Origin of the sequence: Brucella sp. MAB-22, from assembly GCF_025908475.1 — a bacterium.
Taxonomy (GTDB): domain Bacteria; phylum Pseudomonadota; class Alphaproteobacteria; order Rhizobiales; family Rhizobiaceae; genus Brucella; species Brucella anthropi.
In genome coordinates this window covers 2,490,546-2,509,550 of record NZ_CP109782.1, presented here as the reverse complement: position 1 = coordinate 2,509,550, position 19,005 = coordinate 2,490,546, and the positions used below count along the sequence as shown (strand labels likewise).

The following is a 19,005-nucleotide window of genomic DNA, read 5'->3' as shown; positions in this document are numbered from 1 at the left end:
TCTTCATGGCCTTTTCCGTTGCTACCTGGAACATCAATTCCGTTCGTCTGCGTATGCCGCTGGTCGAACAGTTTCTGCGCGATTATCAGCCGGATGTTCTGTGCCTTCAGGAAACGAAGTGCCCCGATAATCTGTTTCCGTCGAAAGGGTTCCGGGCTCTCGGCTATGAACACATCGCGATCAGTGGTCAGAAGGGCTACCACGGCGTTGCAACTATATCGCGGCGTCCTCTGACGGGCGTGGAAAAGATCGGTTTCTGCGACATGGGCGATTGCCGCCATTTGAGCGCTGTCGTCGAGGCGGGCGGTAAGAAGCTCCGTATTCATAACTTTTACGTTCCTGCGGGCGGTGATGAGCCGGACCCGCAGATCAATCCGAAGTTTGCGCATAAGCTGGCTTTTCTCGAAGAAATGCGCGCTATCGTCGCCGACCGGCAGGACGGACATTCTTCCGTTCTCGTTGGTGATCTCAACATTGCTCCGCTCGAAAACGATGTCTGGTCGCACAAGCAGTTGCTCAAGATCGTCAGCCATACGCCGATCGAAACCGAAACGCTGGAAGATTTGCGTGTGAAGGGTGGCTGGAGCGACCTGATGCGACAGCTTATTCCGGCGGATCAGAAAATCTTCACCTGGTGGAGCTATCGCGCCAAGGATTGGGCCGAATCGGATCGTGGCCGCAGGCTGGATCACGTCTGGGGTTCTGCCGATCTTGAAGGGCATATGCAGGGTCTGCAAATCCTTCGCGATGCGCGCGGTTGGGACCGCCCATCGGACCATGTGCCAGTCATTGCGACATTCGATCTGGATTGATCGCGTCGTAAGGCTTATATAGAAGGCAGTTTAACAAGGAGAGAAGAACGATGGATCGGATTGCACTGTTTCAAATGACCAGTGTTTTCAACGTTTCCATGGTTCGCGATGTCTGCTCTTCTTACACTTCAGGATGTTTCCTGCGTTACGGCTGATGGCCGTACTCTCTTCGAATCCGTCAATTTCAGCATAACCGCAGGTCGCATCGGTCTGGTCGGACGCAATGGCGTCGGGAAATCGACGCTGCTGCACGTGATGAGTGGCGCGATGCTTCCGACAAGCGGAAATGTGACCGTAAACGGGACCATCGGTGTGTTGCGGCAGAACGTCGGCGGCGATGGTTCCGAGACGCTTGCTGATCTTTTCGATGCGCGCACAGACTTCGACATTTTGGCACGTGTCGAACAGGGCTTGGCCAGTGACAGCGATCTCAATGAGGCCGATTGGCTTCTGCCACAGCGTTTTACCGACGTGCTGCAGCGGCTTGGTTTGCCTGATATGGCTCCCGACACACCCCTTTCGGCCTTGAGCGGTGGCCAGCAGACACGCGCGGCGCTTGCAGCACTCATCTTCCGCAAACCTGATCTCATTCTGTTGGACGAACCGACCAATAATCTCGATCGTGCCGGTCGTTTGGCAGTTGTCGATTTGCTGACCGCCTGGCGCGGCGCAGCCGTGGTGGTCAGCCATGACCGCGAACTGTTGCAGTCCATGGATGCGATAGCGGAATTATCTCCGGACGGGCTTCGGCTCTACGGCGGCAACTGGGACTTCTATCACGCAAAAAAGACCGAAGAGCGCGCGACGGCGGTGCGCGATCTCGTAACGGCACAGCGTGAAGTCAAGCAGGTGGAGCGGAAGGCACAGGCTGCAGCCGAAAGACAGGCGCGCAGCGATGCACGCGGTCGCAAATCGCGCGCCGATGCAGGGATGAGCAAAATGCTGCTCGATGCCCGGGAGGACCGTGCGCAGCAGTCGAAGGGCCGGGGCGATGCACTGGCGGAACGCCAGTCTAGCCGGGCCAACGAGCAGTTGCAGGAGGCGGAAGCAAAAGTGGAGCGAGTAAGGCCGATGCATTTCAATGTGGCTGGTGCGGTTCCGCCTTCCGGTCGCGTCATGCTCGATATGCGAAATGTCTCGGGCGGGCCGCAAGCCGACTGCCCGGTGATCCGCGACTTGTCATTGAAGATCGTGGGAGCCGAGCGTGTGGTTGTCGCAGGGCCGAATGGCGCAGGCAAGACCAGCCTGTTGCGGCTGATTACGGGGAAGCTTCAACCTTTGGCCGGAACCGTCATGCGCCCGGAGCGCATGGTGATGTTTGACCAGCGGATGAGCCTGATGGATCGCGGCCAGACCCTTTATGAAAATTATCGGCGTCTCAATCCGGGGTCGAACGACAATGATGCCCGTGCAGCACTGGCGCGTTTTTCGTTTCGCGGCGAGGGGGCTTCTCGGCTTGCCAACAGTCTCAGTGGAGGCGAATTGTTGCGGGCGGCACTTGCCTGCGTTCTGGGTGGAACAGAGCTTCCCGAACTTCTGATCCTTGATGAACCGACCAATCATCTCGATCTCGATTCCATCGAGGCACTGGAAACCGCTCTCAATGCCTATGAGGGAGCATTGATCATCGTGAGCCACGATCAGGCTTTTCTCAATGCCATCGGAATGGAAAGGGTGATTGAACTCTGAAAAGGGTCAATCGCTATTCAGGCGGGGTGCGACCTTTTCGATTTCGCCGATCAGTTCCAGCAGATTGCGACTGACATGCGCATGGAGTGCCGCCGCCACTTCGGGATATTCTTCCAGAATGCGACGGAAGATTGCGCGGCTGATGCGGATAACCTCGGTTTCCGCTTCGGCGACTGCACCGGTAAGACGCGAGGTCTGCGCGATCAACGCCATTTCGCCAATCATGGCGCCAGGGCCGACGGGGCGGATCGCAATCCGCCCTTCGTCTTGTTCATGAAACAGGGTGATATTGCCCGATACGACGATATAGGCGCAGTCGGCACTTTGCCCTTCACGGAAAAGCTCACGTCCGGCCCTGAGAACGAGACGTTCCGCACCGAAGGCAAGCAACCGCAACTGTTCGGGCGTAAAAGACTCGAACAGGCCTACCGTGCCGAGAATGCGAATATCGTCATCAAGCGCCATGGGTCGTCAATACACCTGCATCGGGCGCTGTCCATCATGGGACAAGCTTGTATCCCCCGCTTTCTGTGACCAGAAGCGCCGCATTGGACGGATCTTTTTCGATTTTCTGGCGCAGACGATAGACGTGGGTTTCCAGCGTATGCGTGGTCACACCTGAATTATAACCCCATACTTCTTCAAGAAGCACATCGCGGCCGATAACCTTGTCGCCGGCGCGATAGAGATACTTGATGATCGCCGCTTCCTTTTCGGTGAGGCGAATCTTGCTGCCCTTCTCGTCGATGAGGAGTTTCTGGCCGGGCTTGAACGTATAAGGGCCGACGATGAAGGTCGCATCCTCGCTCTGCTCGTGCTGACGCAGCTGCGCGCGCACGCGCGCCAGAAGCACTGCGAATTTGAACGGCTTGGTGACGTAATCATTGGCGCCCGATTCGAGGCCGAGAATCGTATCCGATTCCGTATCGTGGCCGGTGAGCATGATGATCGGTGCCTTGAAACCACCCTTGCGCAGCAATTTTACGGCTTCACGTCCATCCATATCCGGCAGGCCGACATCCATGATCAGGAGGTCTACAATGCCGTTTCGCGCAGTCTGGATGCCCTTGGTGGCATTGTCTTCCTGCAAAATCTGGAATTCTTCGCACAGTTCCAGCTGTTCGACGAGGATAGAACGGAGATCTTCGTCATCGTCCACAATCAGTATCGTACGGCCTGTCATGCCTGTCCTCGTTACTCTTTGATTTAAATGGCTCTTGGTGTTTTATGACATTTAATGGAGACAAGTTGAAGCGGCGAAACGCGAAAGAGATTTTTGCTCTCGCCGACAACGGTTTGAAACATGCATGACACGGAGGCGGGGGCTTGGCCAGATACGAAATTAGCCGAGGAATTGGCATTATCGATGTGCGGGCCAAACCGGGCCACAAGACTCGCGGTTTGCTTGTTGCCGGCAATCTGGTGCTGGAATGCGCTCTTGGCAAGGGGGGAATCAGCGCTTTCAAGCGCGAAGGTGACGGAGCAACGCCTCTGGCAACCATGCGGCTGCTCTACGGATACCGGCGCGACGACAAGGGTGTGCTGCCGTCATCGCGGTTGCCGCTCGGGCGTGTCCGCCGTCTGGATGGCTGGTGTGATGCGCCGTCTGATGCCAATTACAACCGCCCGGTAAGGCTGCCTTATGCGGCAAGCCACGAGGATATGTGGCGGCGAGATGATCTTTATGATGTCTGCATTGTGATGGACTGGAATATTGCGCCACGCCGTCGCGGATGCGGCAGTGCAATCTTCTTTCACCTTGCCCGACCCGGCTATACGCCCACAGAAGGCTGCATAGCATTGAGGCGCGCCGACATGGCGCGCCTCCTGCCTCATCTGACGGACCGAACCATGATCCGTGTCCTGAGATAATCGTCTCAGTGTGCGGCGGCAGCAGCAACGACCCTGACTTCATTGCCTTTGGCATCGTAGAGCTTGCCGTTCAGGAAATAATCTCCGTCATGCAGTTCCGAGATGTTGTGATGGCGGATGATGCGTTCCGTACCTTCCGCGAAGACTGACATCTGGTTGCTGTTGCCCAATTTGATTTCATTGAACATCAGGTTGAGCGCAATGGCCATCAACGCTGCCGAGCTGATGCCGGAGTGGAAGATGGTTTCAAACCAGGTCGGAAAGTTATGATAGAACTGGGGTGCGGCGATCGGGATCATACCGAAGCCGATCGAGGTTGCCACGATAATGAGATTGATATTGTTCTCGTAGTCCACTTTGGCGAGTGTGCGGATGCCGCTTGCAGCCACCGTGCCGAACAGGACGATACCCGCTCCACCCAGAACTGCCGGAGGAACGCAGGCAATCACCCGACCCATCACCGGCAGGAGGCCGAGCGTGATGAGGATCAGCCCGCCAGTTGCCACGACATAACGGCTCTTCACGCCTGTCACAGCGACAAGGCCGACATTCTGTGCGAAGGCGCTTTGCGTAAAGGAACCGACAACCGGCGACAGGATGCTTGAAAGCATATCCGCGCGCAGGCCGTTGGCGAGACGTCGCGAATCCACTTTCGTACCGAGGATTTCACCGACCGCCAGAATATCGGCGGAAGTCTCGACGAGCGTGACCATGATCACAATGAACATAGAGAGCGTTGCTGCGAGGCTGAATATCGGCATGCCGAAGTGGAAGATTTCCGGCAGCGCCACCATTGAACCTTCGCTCACCCGCGAAAAATCGGTCATGCCGAGCGCCCAGGCGATAAAGGTTCCGATGACCATCGCGAGCAGGATCGAAAGTCGCGAAATCGTGGCATTGCCCATCTTGCTGAGAATGAGCACGATGACCAGTGTGAGGCCGGCAAGACCGATATTGGCCATGCTGCCGAATTCGGGGCTGTTGCTGTCTCCGCCCATTGCCCAGCGCGCCGCAACAGGCATCAGCGTCAGGCCGATGGTGGTGATGACGATACCGGTGACGAGCGGCGGAAAGAAACGCGTGATGCGTGAGAATATCGGCGTGATGATAAGGCCGATGATGACGGCTGCCGCAATGACGGCTCCCAGCACGACCTGCAAGCCGGCTTCACCGGTCTGGCTCGATGTGACGATGGCCACCATGGTGGCGACGCCCGAAAAAGAGACGCCCTGGACCAGAGGCAGCTGGCAGCCGAAAAAAGGTATGCCGACGGTTTGCAGGACGGTGGCAACGCCACCGGCAAAAAGCGATGCGGTGATCAAGAGGCCGATTTCGGTTGGGCTGAGACCAGCCGCCTGACCGATGATCAGCGGAACTGCCACGATGCCCCCATACATGGTCAGCACATGCTGAAAACCATATGCCAGATTGGCAGCGACAGATAGTTTTTCATCTTCGGGACGCGAAAGCGTATCCGCCCCGGACTGGTGCGTATTCAATGCTACTCCCTCCCAGCAGGCGCGAACATATCGCGAGCCTGCTCTCTCCGTTCTCCCTGCGCTGGATCGTCATGACGGCATGTCTTTCGACACCCAACTGACGAAGAAATGCGCGATGTCTCCTCCAAAGACATGTCGCAGGAGTATAACCGCAGCCGTCCGGATGACTGTGTCTCTTTTGCTTGAAATTGTTTTCGATACGGGAGTGCTAATGTTGAGGGAGTTTTTCAGCTGTCGGTTTTGGTGCGCGCGTCTCTCATCGCATCGCGCAGCACAGCGAAAACGTATGGCTCCAGCGATTGCGCAACGTTGAAGCGCAGGAAACGGCTGGCCGTATGTGACGGGCTGAAGACGTTGCCGGGCGCAAGCACGACGCCTTTGTCCAGAGCATGCCGCGCAATCTGGCCGGAGTCCAGCCCAGCGGGCAATTCGGCCCATAGAAACATGCCGCCTTGCGGCTCGGTCCACAGCGTGAGGCCCTCTGCCTTCAGGCGGCTGGCGATGAGTGTCATCGCATCGGCCAGTTTGGCGCGCAGGCTGTCCACGTGGCGGCGGTAGGCACCATCGGTCAAGAGCGCATGCACAATCTGTTGCGACAACACATTGCCCCCGAAGCTGGTGGCGAGCTTCAGGTCGGTCAGCCCGTCGATCCAGTCGCGACGTCCGGCGATATAGCCGACGCGGGCTGCGGCGGACAGCGTCTTGGAGAAACTGCCAACATGCAGGACGCGGTCGAACCCGTCCAGTTCGGCAAGAAGCGGGGTAGGCGAGGGGTGGAAGTCGCCGAAGATATTATCTTCGACCAGCGTGACGCCATGCGCTTCGGCGAGCTTCAGCAGCCGGTGGGCCGTGGCTGGCGTCATCGAACCGCCGGTCGGGTTATGCAATCCGGCATTGGATATATAGAGTTTCGGCGCGTGTTCGCTGGCTGCTTTCGCAAAGGCTTCGAGGTCCGGGCCGGTATGGGTATAGGGCACACCGATCAGTTTTACACGGTGTGTCAGAAGCACGGCCTGAAAGTTGAAGTAGCAGGGATCATCGACCAGAACCGTATCGCCCGGTTGCAACAGATAACGGCAGATCAGGTCGATGGCCTGCGTGCCGGAATCGGCCAGCAATATTTCTCCGCTCGAAACGTCGATGCCTTGTTCACCGAGTCGGTGAGCAAGGTGCTGGCGCAGGGGCCGGAAACCGAGCGGTTCGCCATAGGTGGCAATATTGCTCCCCTCGTCGCGAGCAACCGCGCGCATCGCCCGGCGGATCGCTTCCTGTGGAAGCCACGTGTCGGGTAGCCATCCGCACCCCGGTTTAAGTGCGGTGTCGTCTGCCTCAAGTGACTGTCGCATGACCCAGAAAGGATCGATCTGGCGCTCCTTGTGCGGTGTGTTGATGGCCAGCGAAAATGGCTGGCGAGCGCGCTCCGAAACATAGAAACCGGCACCGCGGCGCGACTGAATTATGCCTTCCGCCACCAGCCTGTCATAGGCTTCAACGACAGTGGATTTCGAGACATTCATCGCTTCGGCGAGGCGACGGATGGAAGGCAGTCGCGCACCCGGCGCAAGGCTCATCGCCGTAATGCGTCCGCGAATAATGCCCATCACCTTTTCAACGAGCGGCGTCCTGTCGGCGGTAGCGTTTTCATCGCCACGCTCGATTTCTCCGCTTGCGTAAGCAGCTTCTACAGCTTCGAGGCTGCGCAGAAGGCCCGTCGAAATCATCTGTACTATCCCTTGTACCAGTACAGTTTGCCAGAATTGTCCCAAAACTGTCTCTGATTATTCGGGCAGTTCCGCGGCATTGTCTCACGAATCCTTATACGATTTTAGAGAAAGTCGAAAAGACACTATGCGTGAGAATGTTGGGAATAAGACCGCCGGATGGGTCAACGGGTTTTTGGGCGTATTGATTTTTTCCGGCTCGCTGCCGGCAACACGGCTGGCGGTGATCGATATCGATCCGACGTTTCTGACAATGGCGCGAGCGTCTATCGCGGGACTGCTTGGCATGGCGCTTCTGCTGGCGTTTCGGGAACCTTTTCCCCGCCGCACCGATGCCATCTCGTTGATTGTGGTGGCGCTTGGCGTGGTCGTCGGTTTCCCGCTTCTGACGGGGCTTGCCCTTCAGCACATGACGTCTGCCCACGCGATTGTCTTCATCGGGCTGCTCCCGCTCGCCACGGCAATCTTCGCTGTCCTGCGCGGTGGAGAGCATCCGCGCCCGATGTTCTGGCTGTTTTCAGTGGTTGGAAGCCTCATTGTCGCTTCCTATGCCTATGGGCAGGGAAGCCAGTCCACGCTTCTGGGTGACGTGCTGATGCTCGCTGCCGTTATCGTCTGCGGTCTGGGCTATGCCGAAGGCGCGCGGCTTTCGCGCAGGCTCGGCGGCTGGCAGGTTATCTGCTGGGCGCTGGTGTTCTCGCTGCCGGTCATGCTGCCGCTGAGTGTCTTGACGCGTCCGGAGACATGGGCGGGCATCGGTACGCCAGCCTGGATAAGCCTCGGCTATGTCTCGCTGTTTTCGATGCTGATCGGCTTCTTCTTCTGGTATCGCGGCCTTGCGCAGGGCGGTGCCGCCACTGTCGGCCAGTTACAGCTTCTCCAGCCTTTCTTTGGCCTTATGCTGGCTGCCGGTATTGCGGGGGAACCCGTCAGTATGGGTATGGTCGCGACGGCAGCGGTGGTCGTCGTGTGTGTGGCGGGTGCGAAGAAATTTGCTTAAATAAACGCCCAGACGGTCGTTCGCTTCACTTCAGCGTCTTCAAGGGCGCGGGTGACGGGCACGGTATAGACGGCAAGTTGCTGCAGCCGGTCTTTCGGTAGATAGGCGCGTCCTGGATCGCCGACGACGATACGGGCGCCACGTTCGGCAAGTTTTGAAAACCAGGGAATAAGCCGCTCGGCGAGCGGCTTTTCATAAAAGACATCGCCTGCCAGGATCACATCCCAACCACCGTCCTGCCCGATGAGGTCATCCAATGAGGGGAGCACCGACACGCCATTGGCCGATGCATTGATCTCGATGGCCGGAAGCGCGAAGGGGTCGATGTCCGACGCCAGCACGCTCGACGCGCCTGCCTGCATGGCGGCAATGGCGACAAGGCCGGAACCGGATGCAAAATCGAGTACCGTCTTGTCTTTCACCGTTTCTTGATGATCAAGGATATAGCGTGCCACACCCTGACCACCAGCCCAGGCGAAAGCCCAGAAGGGCGGCGGCAGGCCGATTGTAGCAAGCTCTTCCTCGGTCTTGTGCCAAAGGTCGTGCGCTTCATCGGCCAGATGCAGACGAATTTCCGGCACGTGCGGCGGCGCTTGCAGGCTGGTATTGGCCAGAATGAAATCACGCGCGCTTTTATGTGCCGGATCGAGCATCAGAGCATGTCTCCCTAAAGCGGGAACCGGTTTGGGGATGCAGACATGCTCATGCCAAAGCGCTCTTTGCGTCCAGTCCGCCCATGCGGCAGACTTCGATCCATTCATCTTCCGTCACTGGCTGCACCGAAAGACGCATCGAGGTGACGAGCGCCATCTTCTCTAGCTTCGGATTGGCTTTCACATCTTTCAGCGTTACCGGCTTCGGCATGTCGCGCACAGCTCTGATATCCACGCATTCCCCCAGCGCGGATCGTCCGTCGTGCTGTCATGATGCGCCAGCGCACAGACCTCGACGATGCCGACGACTTCCAGCCCTTCGTTGGAATGATAGAAGAAGCCCTTGTCGCCCAGTTTCATGGCGCGCATGTTGTTGCGCGCCAGATAATTGCGCACGCCGTCCCATTGCTCGCCTTTTTCGCCACGGGCTTTCTGCATTTCCCATGACCATTTGAACGGTTCGGATTTGAACAGCCAGTAAGCCATCAGTCATGAGCCTCAAGCGTTGGCGGGATTGTTGATCGCCCAATTCCACGGACGCACGGTTACGTTCTGAAACAGGCCTGCCAGTGCGTAAGGATCATTGGCAGCGATCTTTTCTGCTGCGGCCTTGTCGGCAGCTTCGACAACGACCAGACTGCCGTTTGGCTTGCCGTCTTCACCGAGGAAGGGGCCTGCGAACTTCAGCCCGTCACCAAGACCCTTGAGATAGTCGAGATGTGCAGGGCGCGTATCGAGGCGCACTTGCAGATGGTCCGGCTTGTCGTTGCACAGAAGAGCAAAAAGCATTGTCAATTATCCTTTCCGTTCGAGCATGATCTTGTCCGAAAACCGGTTCCCACCTTCGGGATCACGCTCTAGTCCTCGGTCTTGAGTGGTCGGTTGAGCAGAGCCGTCACGGCTTCGTCAATGGTGATGGTGCCGTCAAGCAGTGCACCCGTCGCATCGATGATGGGTGCGGAGATAGCATGTTTGCGGCATAGTTCGGCGGCAATCGGTGCGGTCGCCACGCCTTCGGCAAGCGGTCGATTGGTCAGGTCTTCGCCTCGTCCGAGTGCCAGCCCGTAGGAGTAATTGCGTGACTGCGACGAAGAGCAGGTCAGCATCAGATCGCCGAGACCGGAAAGCCCCATGATGGTTTCGGGTCTGGCACCCATGGCCTGACCGATGCGGCGGAGTTCCGCAAACCCGCGCGTGACGAGAGCGGCCTGCGCGCTTGCGCCGAACCCGCGCCCGACGGCAGCACCGGCAGCAATAGCGAGGACATTTTTCAAAGCACCGCCGATTTCGACCCCTTTGAGATCGGTTGTCGAATAGCATCGGAAGGCTGGACCGGACAAAAGTGCTGCGAGCCGATCGGCAATTGCTGCTTCCTCGCAGGCAACCGTCACGGCGGTCGGAAGCCCTTTGGCGACGTCTGTTGCAAAACTCGGACCGGATAGCGCTGCGATCCGATGGTTCGGCAGAACTTCAGCTACGATTTCCGACATCAGCCGTCCGGTGCTGCGTTCGATCCCTTTCGCGCAGAGCACGACGGGTGCGGTTTGCGGAATAAGACTGCTCAACTGCGAAAGCCCGGCGCGCATGGCCTGCGCGGGAATGACGGCTAGAACGGCATCCGCATGTTCGGCGACAGCAGCCACGTCCGTGCTTGCATTTATAGCACCGGGAAGTTCGATCTCGCCCAGATAGCGCGGATTGCGGTGTGTCCGGTTGATGGCTTCGACCATCGCCTCGTCGCGGGGATATAGCCATGTATCATGGCCGCTGCTGCATGCCATAGCCGCAAGGGCCGTGCCCCAGGCGCCGCCACCCAGAATAGCAATCTTGCTAGTCTTTTCGCTCATGCCTTGGCTCCACGTCGTCCGGTTCCGATCAGCGGAGCCGACTTCTCGTCAAGCGGCCAGCGCGAGCGTGGTGCAAGATCGAGCGAATCAGGAGCTTCCGTTGCGGCCCGTTCGGCACCGGCCCAGGCAATCATTGCAGCATTGTCGGTGCATAGATCGAGCGGCGGAGCGATGAAGCTGAAACCGTGCCGGGCGCAAAGAGTTTCGAGCGCGGCGCGCAAGGTCTTGTTGGCCGCGACCCCGCCCGCAACGACAAGCGCCGGTGTTTCGCAATCGGGAAATTCGTTTCTGAAACGTTCAAGTGACCGGCCCACCCGGTCGGACAGCGTGTCGGCGACTGCAGCCTGGAAAGAGGCGCAAATATCGGCCACGTCCTGATCCGACAATGGAACCAGTTCTGTTGCCGTCTGGCGCACCGCTGTCTTGAGACCGGAAAAGGAAAAATCGAGCCGTGCTTCGCCCTTCAGCGGTCGCGGCAGGGCGAATCGCTTCGGATTGCCCTGAAGCGCCATACGTTCGACTGCTGGACCGCCCGGATAAGGCAGACCCAAAAGCTTTGCCGTTTTGTCGAAGGCTTCGCCCAGCGCGTCGTCAATAGTGGTGCCGAGGCGTTCGTAGTCGCCAATACCGCGTATCAGCACCATCTGCGTATGACCGCCGGAAACGAGCAGCAGCAGATAAGGAAACGGCAGGCCGTCGGTCAGACGTGCCGTCAATGCATGGCCTTCCAGGTGGTTGACGGCATAAAACGGCTTCTGTGCCGCCATGGCCAGTGCCTTGGCGGTCATCAGCCCGACGATCAGTCCGCCGATCAGCCCCGGTCCTGCCGTGGCGGCCACCGCATCGACGTCGGCAAGCTTCATGTCGGCATCTTCGAGCGCGCGCGCAACCAGCCGGTCTAGCGCTTCGACATGGGCGCGTGCGGCAATTTCCGGCACCACACCGCCATAGGGTTCGTGCTCGGCGATCTGGCTCAAAACCACATTGGACAGAATCCGTCCTTCACCTTGACCGTCACGTTCGACGATTGCGGCGGCTGTTTCGTCGCAACTTGTTTCTATTCCAAGAATGCGCATTTGCGGTTAGACCCTGCCTGTCTCATAATTCATTGAAAAATCCGGTACCATGGACAGCGCAATATGCAAACAGCATCCTTAAAGAATGGCACGTTGAAGATAGGCACGCGGGGCAGCAAGCTTGCTCTCGCCCAGGCTTACGAGACGCGTCGTCGCCTTATGGAGGCACATGGTCTGCCGGAAGAAGCTATTGAAATCATTCCCATGTCGACGGCAGGTGACCGCATTCAGGATCGCGCGCTTTCCGAGATCGGCGGCAAGGGGCTTTTTACCGAAGAGATCGAGCAGGCGCTGACGGATGGTCGAATCGATCTCGCAGTCCATTCGACCAAGGATATGCCGACGGTTCTGCCCGATGGTCTGCATCTTTCTGTTTTCCTTGAGCGCGAAGATCCGCGCGATGCCTTTATCGGTCGTACGGCTTCCCGCCTCCTTGATTTGCCGCAGGGTGCAACTGTTGGATCGTCATCATTGCGCCGTCAGGCCCTGATCCGCCGTCTTCGTCCCGACATTCAAGTGGTGATTTTCCGCGGCAATGTCGATACTCGCCTTCGCAAACTGGAAGCCGGAGAAGTCGACGGGACGTTTCTCGCCTGTGCGGGATTGCGACGTTTGGGGCTAGGCGATGTCATTACAGACCTGGCCGATCCGGAAAGCTTCCCGCCTGCGCCGGGACAAGGTGCCATCGGCATCGAGACCCGTATCGGCGATACGCGTATCGACACGCTGCTGGCGCCCCTTGCGCATCGCGAGACTGGTATTGCACTTGCCTGCGAACGGGCATTTCTGGCTGCCCTGGACGGTTCCTGCCGCACGCCGATTGCCGGTCTTGCAACCGTGAACGGCGATACGGTTTCCTTCCACGGCACGATTTTGAAGCCGGACGGGTCTGAAGCGCACGAGATAAAGACGGAAGGTCCGGCATCAAATGCCGCCGCCCTTGGCAAAGAAGCCGCGGAGCATCTGCGCGCGAAGGCTGGTCCCCAATTCTTCGAGGGCTGGGAGTAGATTTGGCGGGGCCAGCACAAATCGCATCTCTTGGTCGCGTTCTGGTGACGCGGCCACAGCCGGCTGGCTCCGAAACCGCCGCCAAACTGGCGTCGAGGGGTTATGAGCCGGTTCTCCTTCCACTGAGCCGAACCGTTGCGCTTTCCTTTGCTCTGCCCGATGGCCCGTTTGCGGCTTTGACAGTGACGAGCGCCAATGCCTTTCACCATATCGACACGGAACGGCTGAGGCCGTTTCTTGGCCTGCCGCTCTTTGCTGTGGGACAGGGAACAGCGCAGGCAGCGCAGAAGGCCGGGTTCGGTCATGTGATCGACGGGGGCGGTGATGCGGTTCGTCTTGCGGCAAGGATGCGGCGGGATATTCCCGAACAATCCCGTGTTCTCTATCTCGCCGGACGGGTGCGCCAACCGGTGTTCGAGGACGAGATGCGGGCCGCCAAACTCGATATGCACGTCGTTGATGTCTATGACACGGAGACAATTCCTTATTCTGCGTCAGCACTTCGGAGTGTGCTTCACGGCGCGCCTTTTGTCGCGGTCATGCTCTATTCCGGCGTTGCCGCGACGAGCTTCGTCGAAGCGATGCATGAAATCGCGCCGCCTTTTGACGAGAAAACGCGGTTTTTATGCATTTCTGCCCGTGTGGCCGACCGGTTGCCGTCGCTCTGGCGGGCAAATGCGCTTGTCGCAGACCACCCGGATGAAGGCGGACTTTTCCGGCTGTTTGCCAAACTTTGACTCATTTCGGCGCAACCTTCCTTCATCTGGCGATTTTATCTGTTAGAGTTTGAGGCAACCAATCGGCATTTACGAGAGGATCCATGGCGAAACCCGGCACTCCGCGACATTCCAAATCGGCCCGTAATCCTGTGACAATCAATCTTGATCCATCGGATGTGACGCGGGTTGACGAACCGGCGAAGGCGACGCCAGATGCGGAGCCGGTGGGAAATTTCTCAAAATCTGAAAACCCAAAACCGGAAACCCCGAAGCCTGCATCACGCAAACCCGAAGCGACGGCTGCCGAAAAGACCGTGAAGACGGAAACGCCGGAAAGTTCGACTTATACCAAACCTCCTTTTACCTCGGGCGTGAAACCAGAAACCCAGCAGACTGCGCAAAAGAGCGGTGCGGGCGCGTCGCATCTTCTGGCCGGTATTGCTGGTGGTGTAATCGGGCTTGGCGGTTTGCTGGCTCTGCAATGGGGCAATGTTATCCCCTCTCCGGGCGCGAGAGTGACAGCGGAACAGCTTGCGCATATGGAACAGCAGATCGCCGACTTGCGGACCAATCCGACACCGGCGCCGCTTGACGATACAAGCCGCGCGCAGCTTGCGGCTCTGGAAAAGAATGTTCAGGCAGCCGAGATCAAGGCAGAGGCGGTGGCAGGTTCCTTCGCCGATCTTCAGCAGCAATTTGCCGCCTTGCCGAAAGAGGCTGAGCAGGACGCGGCAGTCGATACCACTGCTCTGACCGAGCGGCTGGACGCGCTGGAAAGCAAGCTTTCAGCGACACAGAACCGGGCGGACGAGGCGACAGCCGGAGTTTCGGGAAACAGCGGCACGATTTCATCGCTCGAATCGAAGCTGACCTCCTTGCAGGAGAAGGTCACCCAGGCTTCACGCCAGCCCGATGCGACGGCGCTTATAGCGGCCAATGCGCTGAAGACGGCGATTGATCGTGGTGGTTCTTTCAAAGCGGAACTGGACACTTACGCTTCGGTTACACCGAACGAGGCATCCATCGAACAGCTGCGCGCCCACGCTGACAAGGGCGTTCCGACCGTTGCCGACCTGAATGCGTGGTTCGGTGCTGTTGCGAACCGGATCGTCGCGACGGAAAACAAGCTGCCTGCCGATGCCGGAATTTGGGATCAGCTTGTCGCCAGCGCCAGAGGACTGGTAAGCGTGCGCCCGGTTGCGGGCAATGTCACCGGCACTGGTGTCGGACCGATCACGGCCCGAATGGAGGCCGCCTTGCAGGCGGGTGATCTGGAGCGTGCTCTCAGCGAATGGGAACAGTTGCCTGCTGATGCCAAGGCTACCTCGCAGGAATTCGCTGATCAGATTCGGGCGCGGCGTGACGCTGATGCACTGGTGCAGCGCCTCGTTGCCGACAGCTTGAAACCCAAATCGACTATGGGCGAAACCGGCGAGGCTCCGGCCTCTTCCGGTCAGTAGGAGGCGGGCCGATGCTGCGTGTCCTGTTCTATTTCGTCGTCGTTGCCGCGCTTGGTTTCGGCTTTGCCTGGCTTGCGGACCGTCCGGGTGAACTTGATGTCACTTTTGCGGGCAATCATTACAATGTGCCGCTGATAACCGCTGTTGCGGGGATCGTTGCCATCGTCGCGGCCATGCTGATCCTGTGGTGGCTGGTCAAGAGCATCATCCAGTCACCTTACACGCTGCGCAGGCATTTTCGTGCGCGCAAGCGTGATCGCGGTTATCAGTCGCTTTCAACCGGATTGATTGCAGCCGGGGCCGGCGATGCGGAAGCAGCGCGCCGCATGACCAAGCAGGCCGGCAAATTGCTGAGTTCCGATCAGGAGCCGCTGATAAAGCTTCTCGAAGCGCAGACCGCTATGCTGGAAGGGCGCACGGAAGATGCCCGCAAAGGCTTCGAAGCGATGGTGGATGATCCCGAGACACGGTTGCTCGGTTTGCGCGGGCTTTACATCGAAGCCCAGCGCGTTGGCGCTCTCGATGCCGCACGCCATTATGCCGCCGAAGCCGCGAGCCAAGCGCCGCAGCTTGAATGGGCCTCGTCAGCCATGATGGGCCAGCTTTGTGCCGAGGGCGACTGGGATGCGGCGCTGAAGCTTGTCGATGCACGCAAACAGGCACTCGCCCATAGCAAGGATGTGGTGAAGAAAGAACGCGCTGCGCTTTTGACCGCCAAGGCGATGGCAGTCGCTGATGTTGATCATGCGCAGGCAAAGGCGCTGGCACTGGAGGCAAACAAGCTGACACCCGATCTGGTGCCTGCTGCCGTGGTTGCCGCGCGTGCGCTTTTTTCCGATGGCGATATGCGAAAAGGTTCGAAAATTCTGGAAGCGGCATGGAAACGGTTTCCGCATCCAGACATTGCTTCGACGTATGTCTACGCCCGGTCAGGTGATACGGCTCAGGACCGTTTGAAGCGCGCAAGGCATCTCGTCTCGTTGCGTTCCAACAATGCCGAGGGCAGTCTTGCTCTGGCACGCGCTGCCTATGAGGCGGGTGATTATCGCCTTGCCCGCGACAATGCCGAACAGGTTCTGCGCGCTTCGCCACGCGAAAGCGCCTATCTGTTGCTTGCCGATATTGAAGAAGCTGAAACGGGTGATCAGGGCAAGGTTCGTGAATGGCTGGCGCGGGCCGTCAAGGCGCCGCGTGATCCCGCGTGGACTGCCGACGGTTATGTTTCAGAACAATGGTCGCCTGTATCGCCGGTTACGGGACGCCTCAACAGCTTCGAGTGGAAGGTTCCCGTCGTGGAACTTGCTCCAGCCATTGAAGCGGAAAAACCTGAAATCAAAGGCCCGGTGGAAGCAAAGCCGGGCAATCCGCTGGTTCTTGCAGAGCCGAAAGACAAGGCTGGCGTAGTGGATGCATCAGCCGTCGTGGAGAGAAAGTCGCCTGTTCGCGATGTTGAGGAGGCTGAAGTCATCGTGCCTGCCGCCGAGCCGGTCAAGGTATCGCCAGCCCCTTCGGTAAAAAAGGTCGAGGAGGTGAAGCCGCCTGTCCCAAATGTGGTCGCGACTGATGACGATATGGAGGACGAGCCGCGTCGTGCGCATCTGGTGGTGGACGATCCGGGTGTCGACGAAAACAAGCCTTCGCAAAAAGCCCAGAGCGGATTGAGGCTTTTCTGATCAGGCTTCCGGGAAATCGTTGCCGAAAAACAACGCAGCCCATCTCTTGGACGGTAAACGGTCGCGCAAGACTGTTTACCGTCTTGCGTGGCGCATTCAGCTCGTTACCTTCGATGTTGCTAACAAAGATGCCGGAATCGCCGTAACGGCTGGCAAGTCGCAAACATGGCAGCGAGGGTGAATGTTCGATCGTCTTCTGGATTTTTTAAAAGAGCTTCCCGCCAACGGTTTTCGTGACCGGAGCGAAAAATTTTCCAATGATGATCCACGACTGGCCGCCGCCGCTTTGCTTTATCACATCATGGATGCCGACGGCGAAACGCGGGAAAGCGAGCGTAAGAAGCTTTCTTCGATGCTGTCGCAGAAATATGGCCTTAAAGGCGACAGTCTGAAACAACTCATACAGGCGGCGGAAAAGGCCGATCAGGAAGCTATTGACCTTTCGGATTTCACTTCGGTTCTGAAGCGGCAGCTTGATTATCAGGCTCGCCTCGACCTGATCGGACTGATGTGGGAAATGGTCTACGCCGACGGCAAGGTGAGCGAAGTCGAGGCCGACGTAATGTGGCGCGTGGCGGAACTCGTTGGCATCCGGCAGGACGACCGGAATGCCATTCAGGATCGCATGGACAAGGCGAATCGTAGCACGTCCGCCTCCTGATCACCTCTGATTTGAGAGATCAAGTCCGTCCCTGCAGGTGACGGGCCTTGCGCAATTGCGGGAACATTGCCGCCCAGGCAACAGCAACGGCGATCGATCCCAATCCACCGATGACGACAGCGGGAACAGCGCCGATGGCCGCAGCCATCAGGCCGGCGCGAAACTCGCCCAGTTCATTCGATGCACCGACAAAGACCATGTTGACGGCATTGACACGACCGCGCACGTGATCGGGCGTCCAGAGCTGCATAAGCGTTTCACGGATATAGACGCTGATCATGTCAGCGGCACCTGCAAGTGCCAGAGCAATGACCGACAGCCATGTCAGGGTCGAGACACCGAAGATAATATTGAATAGACCGAACAGGCCGACGAAGATGAACATCACGCGACCTGCATGGTCGCGGATCGGGTGTCCGGCAAGCCAGACGGCGGTCAGAACAGCGCCGATACCGGGAGCGGATCGCAGCAGGCCGAGGCCCCAAGGACCGAGATCGAGGATGTCGCGCGCATAAATCGGCAGCAGCGCCACCGTTCCGCCAAGGAGAACGGCAAAGAGGTCGAGCGAGATGGCGCCAAGGACGATCTTTTCCTTCCAGATGTAGCGGAAGCCAGCGAGCATGCTTGTCAGCGAGCGCTGCTCGGCAAGCGTGTGCTGTTTGGGCTTTGGAATGGAAAAGATCAGCACGGAGCCAATCAGCAAGAACAGTGTGGCGACGGAATAGGCTGCAACCGGCGAAACGCCATAGAGCAGACCACCTGCGACAGGTCCCACGATTGTTGCCACCTGCCATGCAGATGAATTCCACGAAACGGCGTTGGCGAAATCCTCGGTCGGCACGAGATTGACGACCAGCGATGCTGAGGAGGGTCCGAGAAATGCGCGCGCAACGCCGAAAAGTGTGAGTGAGGCAAAGACCGTCAGGGGCTCGAACAGACCGGCGAGCGTCAGACCGAGCAGCAGTGCTGTCACCACGCTTTCCAGGATAAGTGACAAGCCCATGATGAAGCGTCTGCCGAAGCGGTCGGCAGCAGCACCGGTTACGAGAACCAGCAACAGGGCCGGTAGAAATTGCACCAGTCCGACCATGCCCAGATTGAAGGCGTCGCGGGTGAGGTCATAAATCTGCCAGCCCACTGACACACTCACGATTTGCACCGCAAATGCGCTCAGGAAACGGGCGCCCCAGTATTTTTTGAAGGCAGAGTGCCGGAAAGCTGCGTAACTATCCGCAGAAGAAGCATCGGTAGAGGGGGACATTGCTCATAACATCTGGAGCATTTCCAGCAAAAGTGCGAAGCAGCTTTGCGTCGG

General features: G+C 58.4%; 18 protein-coding genes and 1 pseudogene. 9 read left to right on the top strand and 10 right to left on the bottom strand.

The features are described from left to right. Positions 1-5: 5 nt before the first annotated feature. Both OHI65_RS21650 and OHI65_RS21645 read left to right on the top strand, forming a co-directional pair. On the top strand, positions 6-812 hold the full coding sequence (locus tag OHI65_RS21650; RefSeq protein WP_125301636.1) for an exodeoxyribonuclease III: 807 nt from the start codon (positions 6-8) through the stop codon (positions 810-812). 108 nt (positions 813-920) lie between these two features. Beyond that, entirely contained in the window at positions 921-2,501 is a 1,581-nt protein-coding gene (locus tag OHI65_RS21645) for an ABC-F family ATP-binding cassette domain-containing protein (protein ID WP_125301638.1), read from the top strand. Between the two features lie 6 nt (positions 2,502-2,507). Here OHI65_RS21645 and OHI65_RS21640 read toward each other — a convergent pair whose 3' ends face one another. Both OHI65_RS21640 and OHI65_RS21635 read right to left on the bottom strand, forming a co-directional pair. Continuing rightward, positions 2,508-2,966 carry a cyclic nucleotide-binding domain-containing protein gene (locus OHI65_RS21640; RefSeq protein ID WP_071632642.1) on the bottom strand — a complete coding sequence of 153 codons (459 nt, stop codon included), beginning with the start codon at positions 2,964-2,966 and terminating at the stop codon, positions 2,508-2,510. Positions 2,967-3,000: 34 nt separating this feature from the next. After that, positions 3,001-3,684, bottom strand: coding sequence for a response regulator transcription factor (locus tag OHI65_RS21635; protein WP_006467959.1), 684 nt, complete (start codon positions 3,682-3,684; stop codon positions 3,001-3,003). 143 nt (positions 3,685-3,827) lie between these two features. Between OHI65_RS21635 and OHI65_RS21630 the strand changes: the two genes are divergently transcribed. Beyond that, on the top strand, positions 3,828-4,373 hold the full coding sequence (locus OHI65_RS21630; RefSeq protein ID WP_125301640.1) for a L,D-transpeptidase family protein: 546 nt from the start codon (positions 3,828-3,830) through the stop codon (positions 4,371-4,373). Positions 4,374-4,378: 5 nt separating this feature from the next. Here the strand turns inward: OHI65_RS21630 and OHI65_RS21625 are convergent, their stop codons facing one another. Together OHI65_RS21625 and OHI65_RS21620 are read right to left on the bottom strand one after the other, a co-directional pair. Beyond that, positions 4,379-5,872, bottom strand: a complete 1,494-nt coding sequence (locus OHI65_RS21625) for a nucleobase:cation symporter-2 family protein (RefSeq protein ID WP_264358803.1) — start codon at positions 5,870-5,872, stop codon at positions 4,379-4,381. Positions 5,873-6,099: 227 nt separating this feature from the next. Beyond that, positions 6,100-7,593, bottom strand: a complete 1,494-nt coding sequence (locus OHI65_RS21620) for a PLP-dependent aminotransferase family protein (RefSeq protein WP_125301642.1) — start codon at positions 7,591-7,593, stop codon at positions 6,100-6,102. Positions 7,594-7,720: 127 nt separating this feature from the next. On the opposite strand from OHI65_RS21620, the gene OHI65_RS21615 reads away from it, so the two are divergent. After that, on the top strand, positions 7,721-8,593 hold the full coding sequence (locus OHI65_RS21615) for a DMT family transporter (protein WP_125301644.1): 873 nt from the start codon (positions 7,721-7,723) through the stop codon (positions 8,591-8,593). On the opposite strand, the gene OHI65_RS21610 is transcribed toward OHI65_RS21615, so the two are convergent. From OHI65_RS21610 to tsaD, 5 genes and pseudogenes are all read right to left on the bottom strand, one after another. Continuing rightward, positions 8,590-9,246 (bottom strand): class I SAM-dependent methyltransferase, encoded by a 657-nt coding sequence (locus tag OHI65_RS21610; protein ID WP_012091156.1) that lies wholly within the window; start codon positions 9,244-9,246, stop codon positions 8,590-8,592. The genes OHI65_RS21615 and OHI65_RS21610 overlap by 4 nt on opposite strands. Positions 9,247-9,295: 49 nt before the next feature. Then, positions 9,296-9,732 (bottom strand): annotated as a pseudogene (locus OHI65_RS21605) (EVE domain-containing protein). A gap of 12 nt (positions 9,733-9,744) precedes the next feature. Continuing rightward, entirely contained in the window at positions 9,745-10,035 is a 291-nt protein-coding gene (locus tag OHI65_RS21600) for a YciI-like protein (protein ID WP_010657555.1), read from the bottom strand. A gap of 68 nt (positions 10,036-10,103) precedes the next feature. Next, positions 10,104-11,093, bottom strand: coding sequence for an NAD(P)H-dependent glycerol-3-phosphate dehydrogenase (locus tag OHI65_RS21595; RefSeq protein WP_264358802.1), 990 nt, complete (start codon positions 11,091-11,093; stop codon positions 10,104-10,106). Beyond that, positions 11,090-12,169, bottom strand: coding sequence for a tRNA (adenosine(37)-N6)-threonylcarbamoyltransferase complex transferase subunit TsaD (gene tsaD, locus OHI65_RS21590; RefSeq protein WP_012091158.1), 1,080 nt, complete (start codon positions 12,167-12,169; stop codon positions 11,090-11,092). The genes OHI65_RS21595 and tsaD overlap by 4 nt, the downstream gene beginning before the upstream one ends. A gap of 63 nt (positions 12,170-12,232) precedes the next feature. Between tsaD and hemC the strand changes: the two genes are divergently transcribed. The 5 genes from hemC (at position 12,233) to OHI65_RS21565 (ending at position 17,690) form a co-directional block, all read left to right on the top strand. Continuing rightward, complete coding sequence (gene hemC / locus OHI65_RS21585; RefSeq protein ID WP_125301646.1) at positions 12,233-13,177, top strand: hydroxymethylbilane synthase; 945 nt, start codon at positions 12,233-12,235, stop codon at positions 13,175-13,177. A gap of 2 nt (positions 13,178-13,179) precedes the next feature. Next, positions 13,180-13,914, top strand: a complete 735-nt coding sequence (locus OHI65_RS21580) for a uroporphyrinogen-III synthase (protein ID WP_125301648.1) — start codon at positions 13,180-13,182, stop codon at positions 13,912-13,914. An 83-nt stretch (positions 13,915-13,997) separates the two neighbouring features. Beyond that, complete coding sequence (locus OHI65_RS21575) at positions 13,998-15,356, top strand: COG4223 family protein (RefSeq protein WP_264358801.1); 1,359 nt, start codon at positions 13,998-14,000, stop codon at positions 15,354-15,356. Positions 15,357-15,367: 11 nt separating this feature from the next. After that, positions 15,368-17,029 carry a heme biosynthesis protein HemY gene (locus OHI65_RS21570; protein WP_012091162.1) on the top strand — a complete coding sequence of 554 codons (1,662 nt, stop codon included), beginning with the start codon at positions 15,368-15,370 and terminating at the stop codon, positions 17,027-17,029. Positions 17,030-17,210: 181 nt separating this feature from the next. Then, a complete protein-coding gene (locus OHI65_RS21565; protein ID WP_012091163.1) occupies positions 17,211-17,690 on the top strand; it encodes a TerB family tellurite resistance protein in 480 nt (159 codons plus the stop codon). A 19-nt stretch (positions 17,691-17,709) separates the two neighbouring features. Here the strand turns inward: OHI65_RS21565 and OHI65_RS21560 are convergent, their stop codons facing one another. Then, positions 17,710-18,951: an MFS transporter gene (locus OHI65_RS21560; protein ID WP_125301652.1), complete on the bottom strand. Its 1,242-nt coding sequence runs from the start codon at positions 18,949-18,951 to the stop codon at positions 17,710-17,712. Positions 18,952-19,005 lie beyond the last annotated feature (54 nt).

What these genes read in the sequence shown, in the direction of transcription:
- OHI65_RS21650 (WP_125301636.1), top strand. Translation starts at nt 6, where the DNA reads ATGGCCTTTTCCGTTGCTACCTGGAACATCAATTCCGTTCGTCTGCGT.
- OHI65_RS21645 (WP_125301638.1), top strand. Translation starts at nt 921, where the DNA reads ATGTCTGCTCTTCTTACACTTCAGGATGTTTCCTGCGTTACGGCTGAT.
- OHI65_RS21640 (WP_071632642.1), bottom strand. Translation starts at nt 2,966, where the DNA reads ATGGCGCTTGATGACGATATTCGCATTCTCGGCACGGTAGGCCTGTTC.
- OHI65_RS21635 (WP_006467959.1), bottom strand. Translation starts at nt 3,684, where the DNA reads ATGACAGGCCGTACGATACTGATTGTGGACGATGACGAAGATCTCCGT.
- OHI65_RS21620 (WP_125301642.1), bottom strand. Translation starts at nt 7,593, where the DNA reads ATGATTTCGACGGGCCTTCTGCGCAGCCTCGAAGCTGTAGAAGCTGCT.
- OHI65_RS21615 (WP_125301644.1), top strand. Translation starts at nt 7,721, where the DNA reads ATGCGTGAGAATGTTGGGAATAAGACCGCCGGATGGGTCAACGGGTTT.
- OHI65_RS21610 (WP_012091156.1), bottom strand. Translation starts at nt 9,246, where the DNA reads ATGCTCGATCCGGCACATAAAAGCGCGCGTGATTTCATTCTGGCCAAT.
- OHI65_RS21600 (WP_010657555.1), bottom strand. Translation starts at nt 10,035, where the DNA reads ATGCTTTTTGCTCTTCTGTGCAACGACAAGCCGGACCATCTGCAAGTG.
- OHI65_RS21595 (WP_264358802.1), bottom strand. Translation starts at nt 11,093, where the DNA reads ATGAGCGAAAAGACTAGCAAGATTGCTATTCTGGGTGGCGGCGCCTGG.
- tsaD (WP_012091158.1), bottom strand. Translation starts at nt 12,169, where the DNA reads ATGCGCATTCTTGGAATAGAAACAAGTTGCGACGAAACAGCCGCCGCA.
- hemC (WP_125301646.1), top strand. Translation starts at nt 12,233, where the DNA reads ATGCAAACAGCATCCTTAAAGAATGGCACGTTGAAGATAGGCACGCGG.
- OHI65_RS21575 (WP_264358801.1), top strand. Translation starts at nt 13,998, where the DNA reads ATGGCGAAACCCGGCACTCCGCGACATTCCAAATCGGCCCGTAATCCT.
- OHI65_RS21570 (WP_012091162.1), top strand. Translation starts at nt 15,368, where the DNA reads ATGCTGCGTGTCCTGTTCTATTTCGTCGTCGTTGCCGCGCTTGGTTTC.
- OHI65_RS21565 (WP_012091163.1), top strand. Translation starts at nt 17,211, where the DNA reads ATGTTCGATCGTCTTCTGGATTTTTTAAAAGAGCTTCCCGCCAACGGT.
- OHI65_RS21560 (WP_125301652.1), bottom strand. Translation starts at nt 18,951, where the DNA reads ATGTCCCCCTCTACCGATGCTTCTTCTGCGGATAGTTACGCAGCTTTC.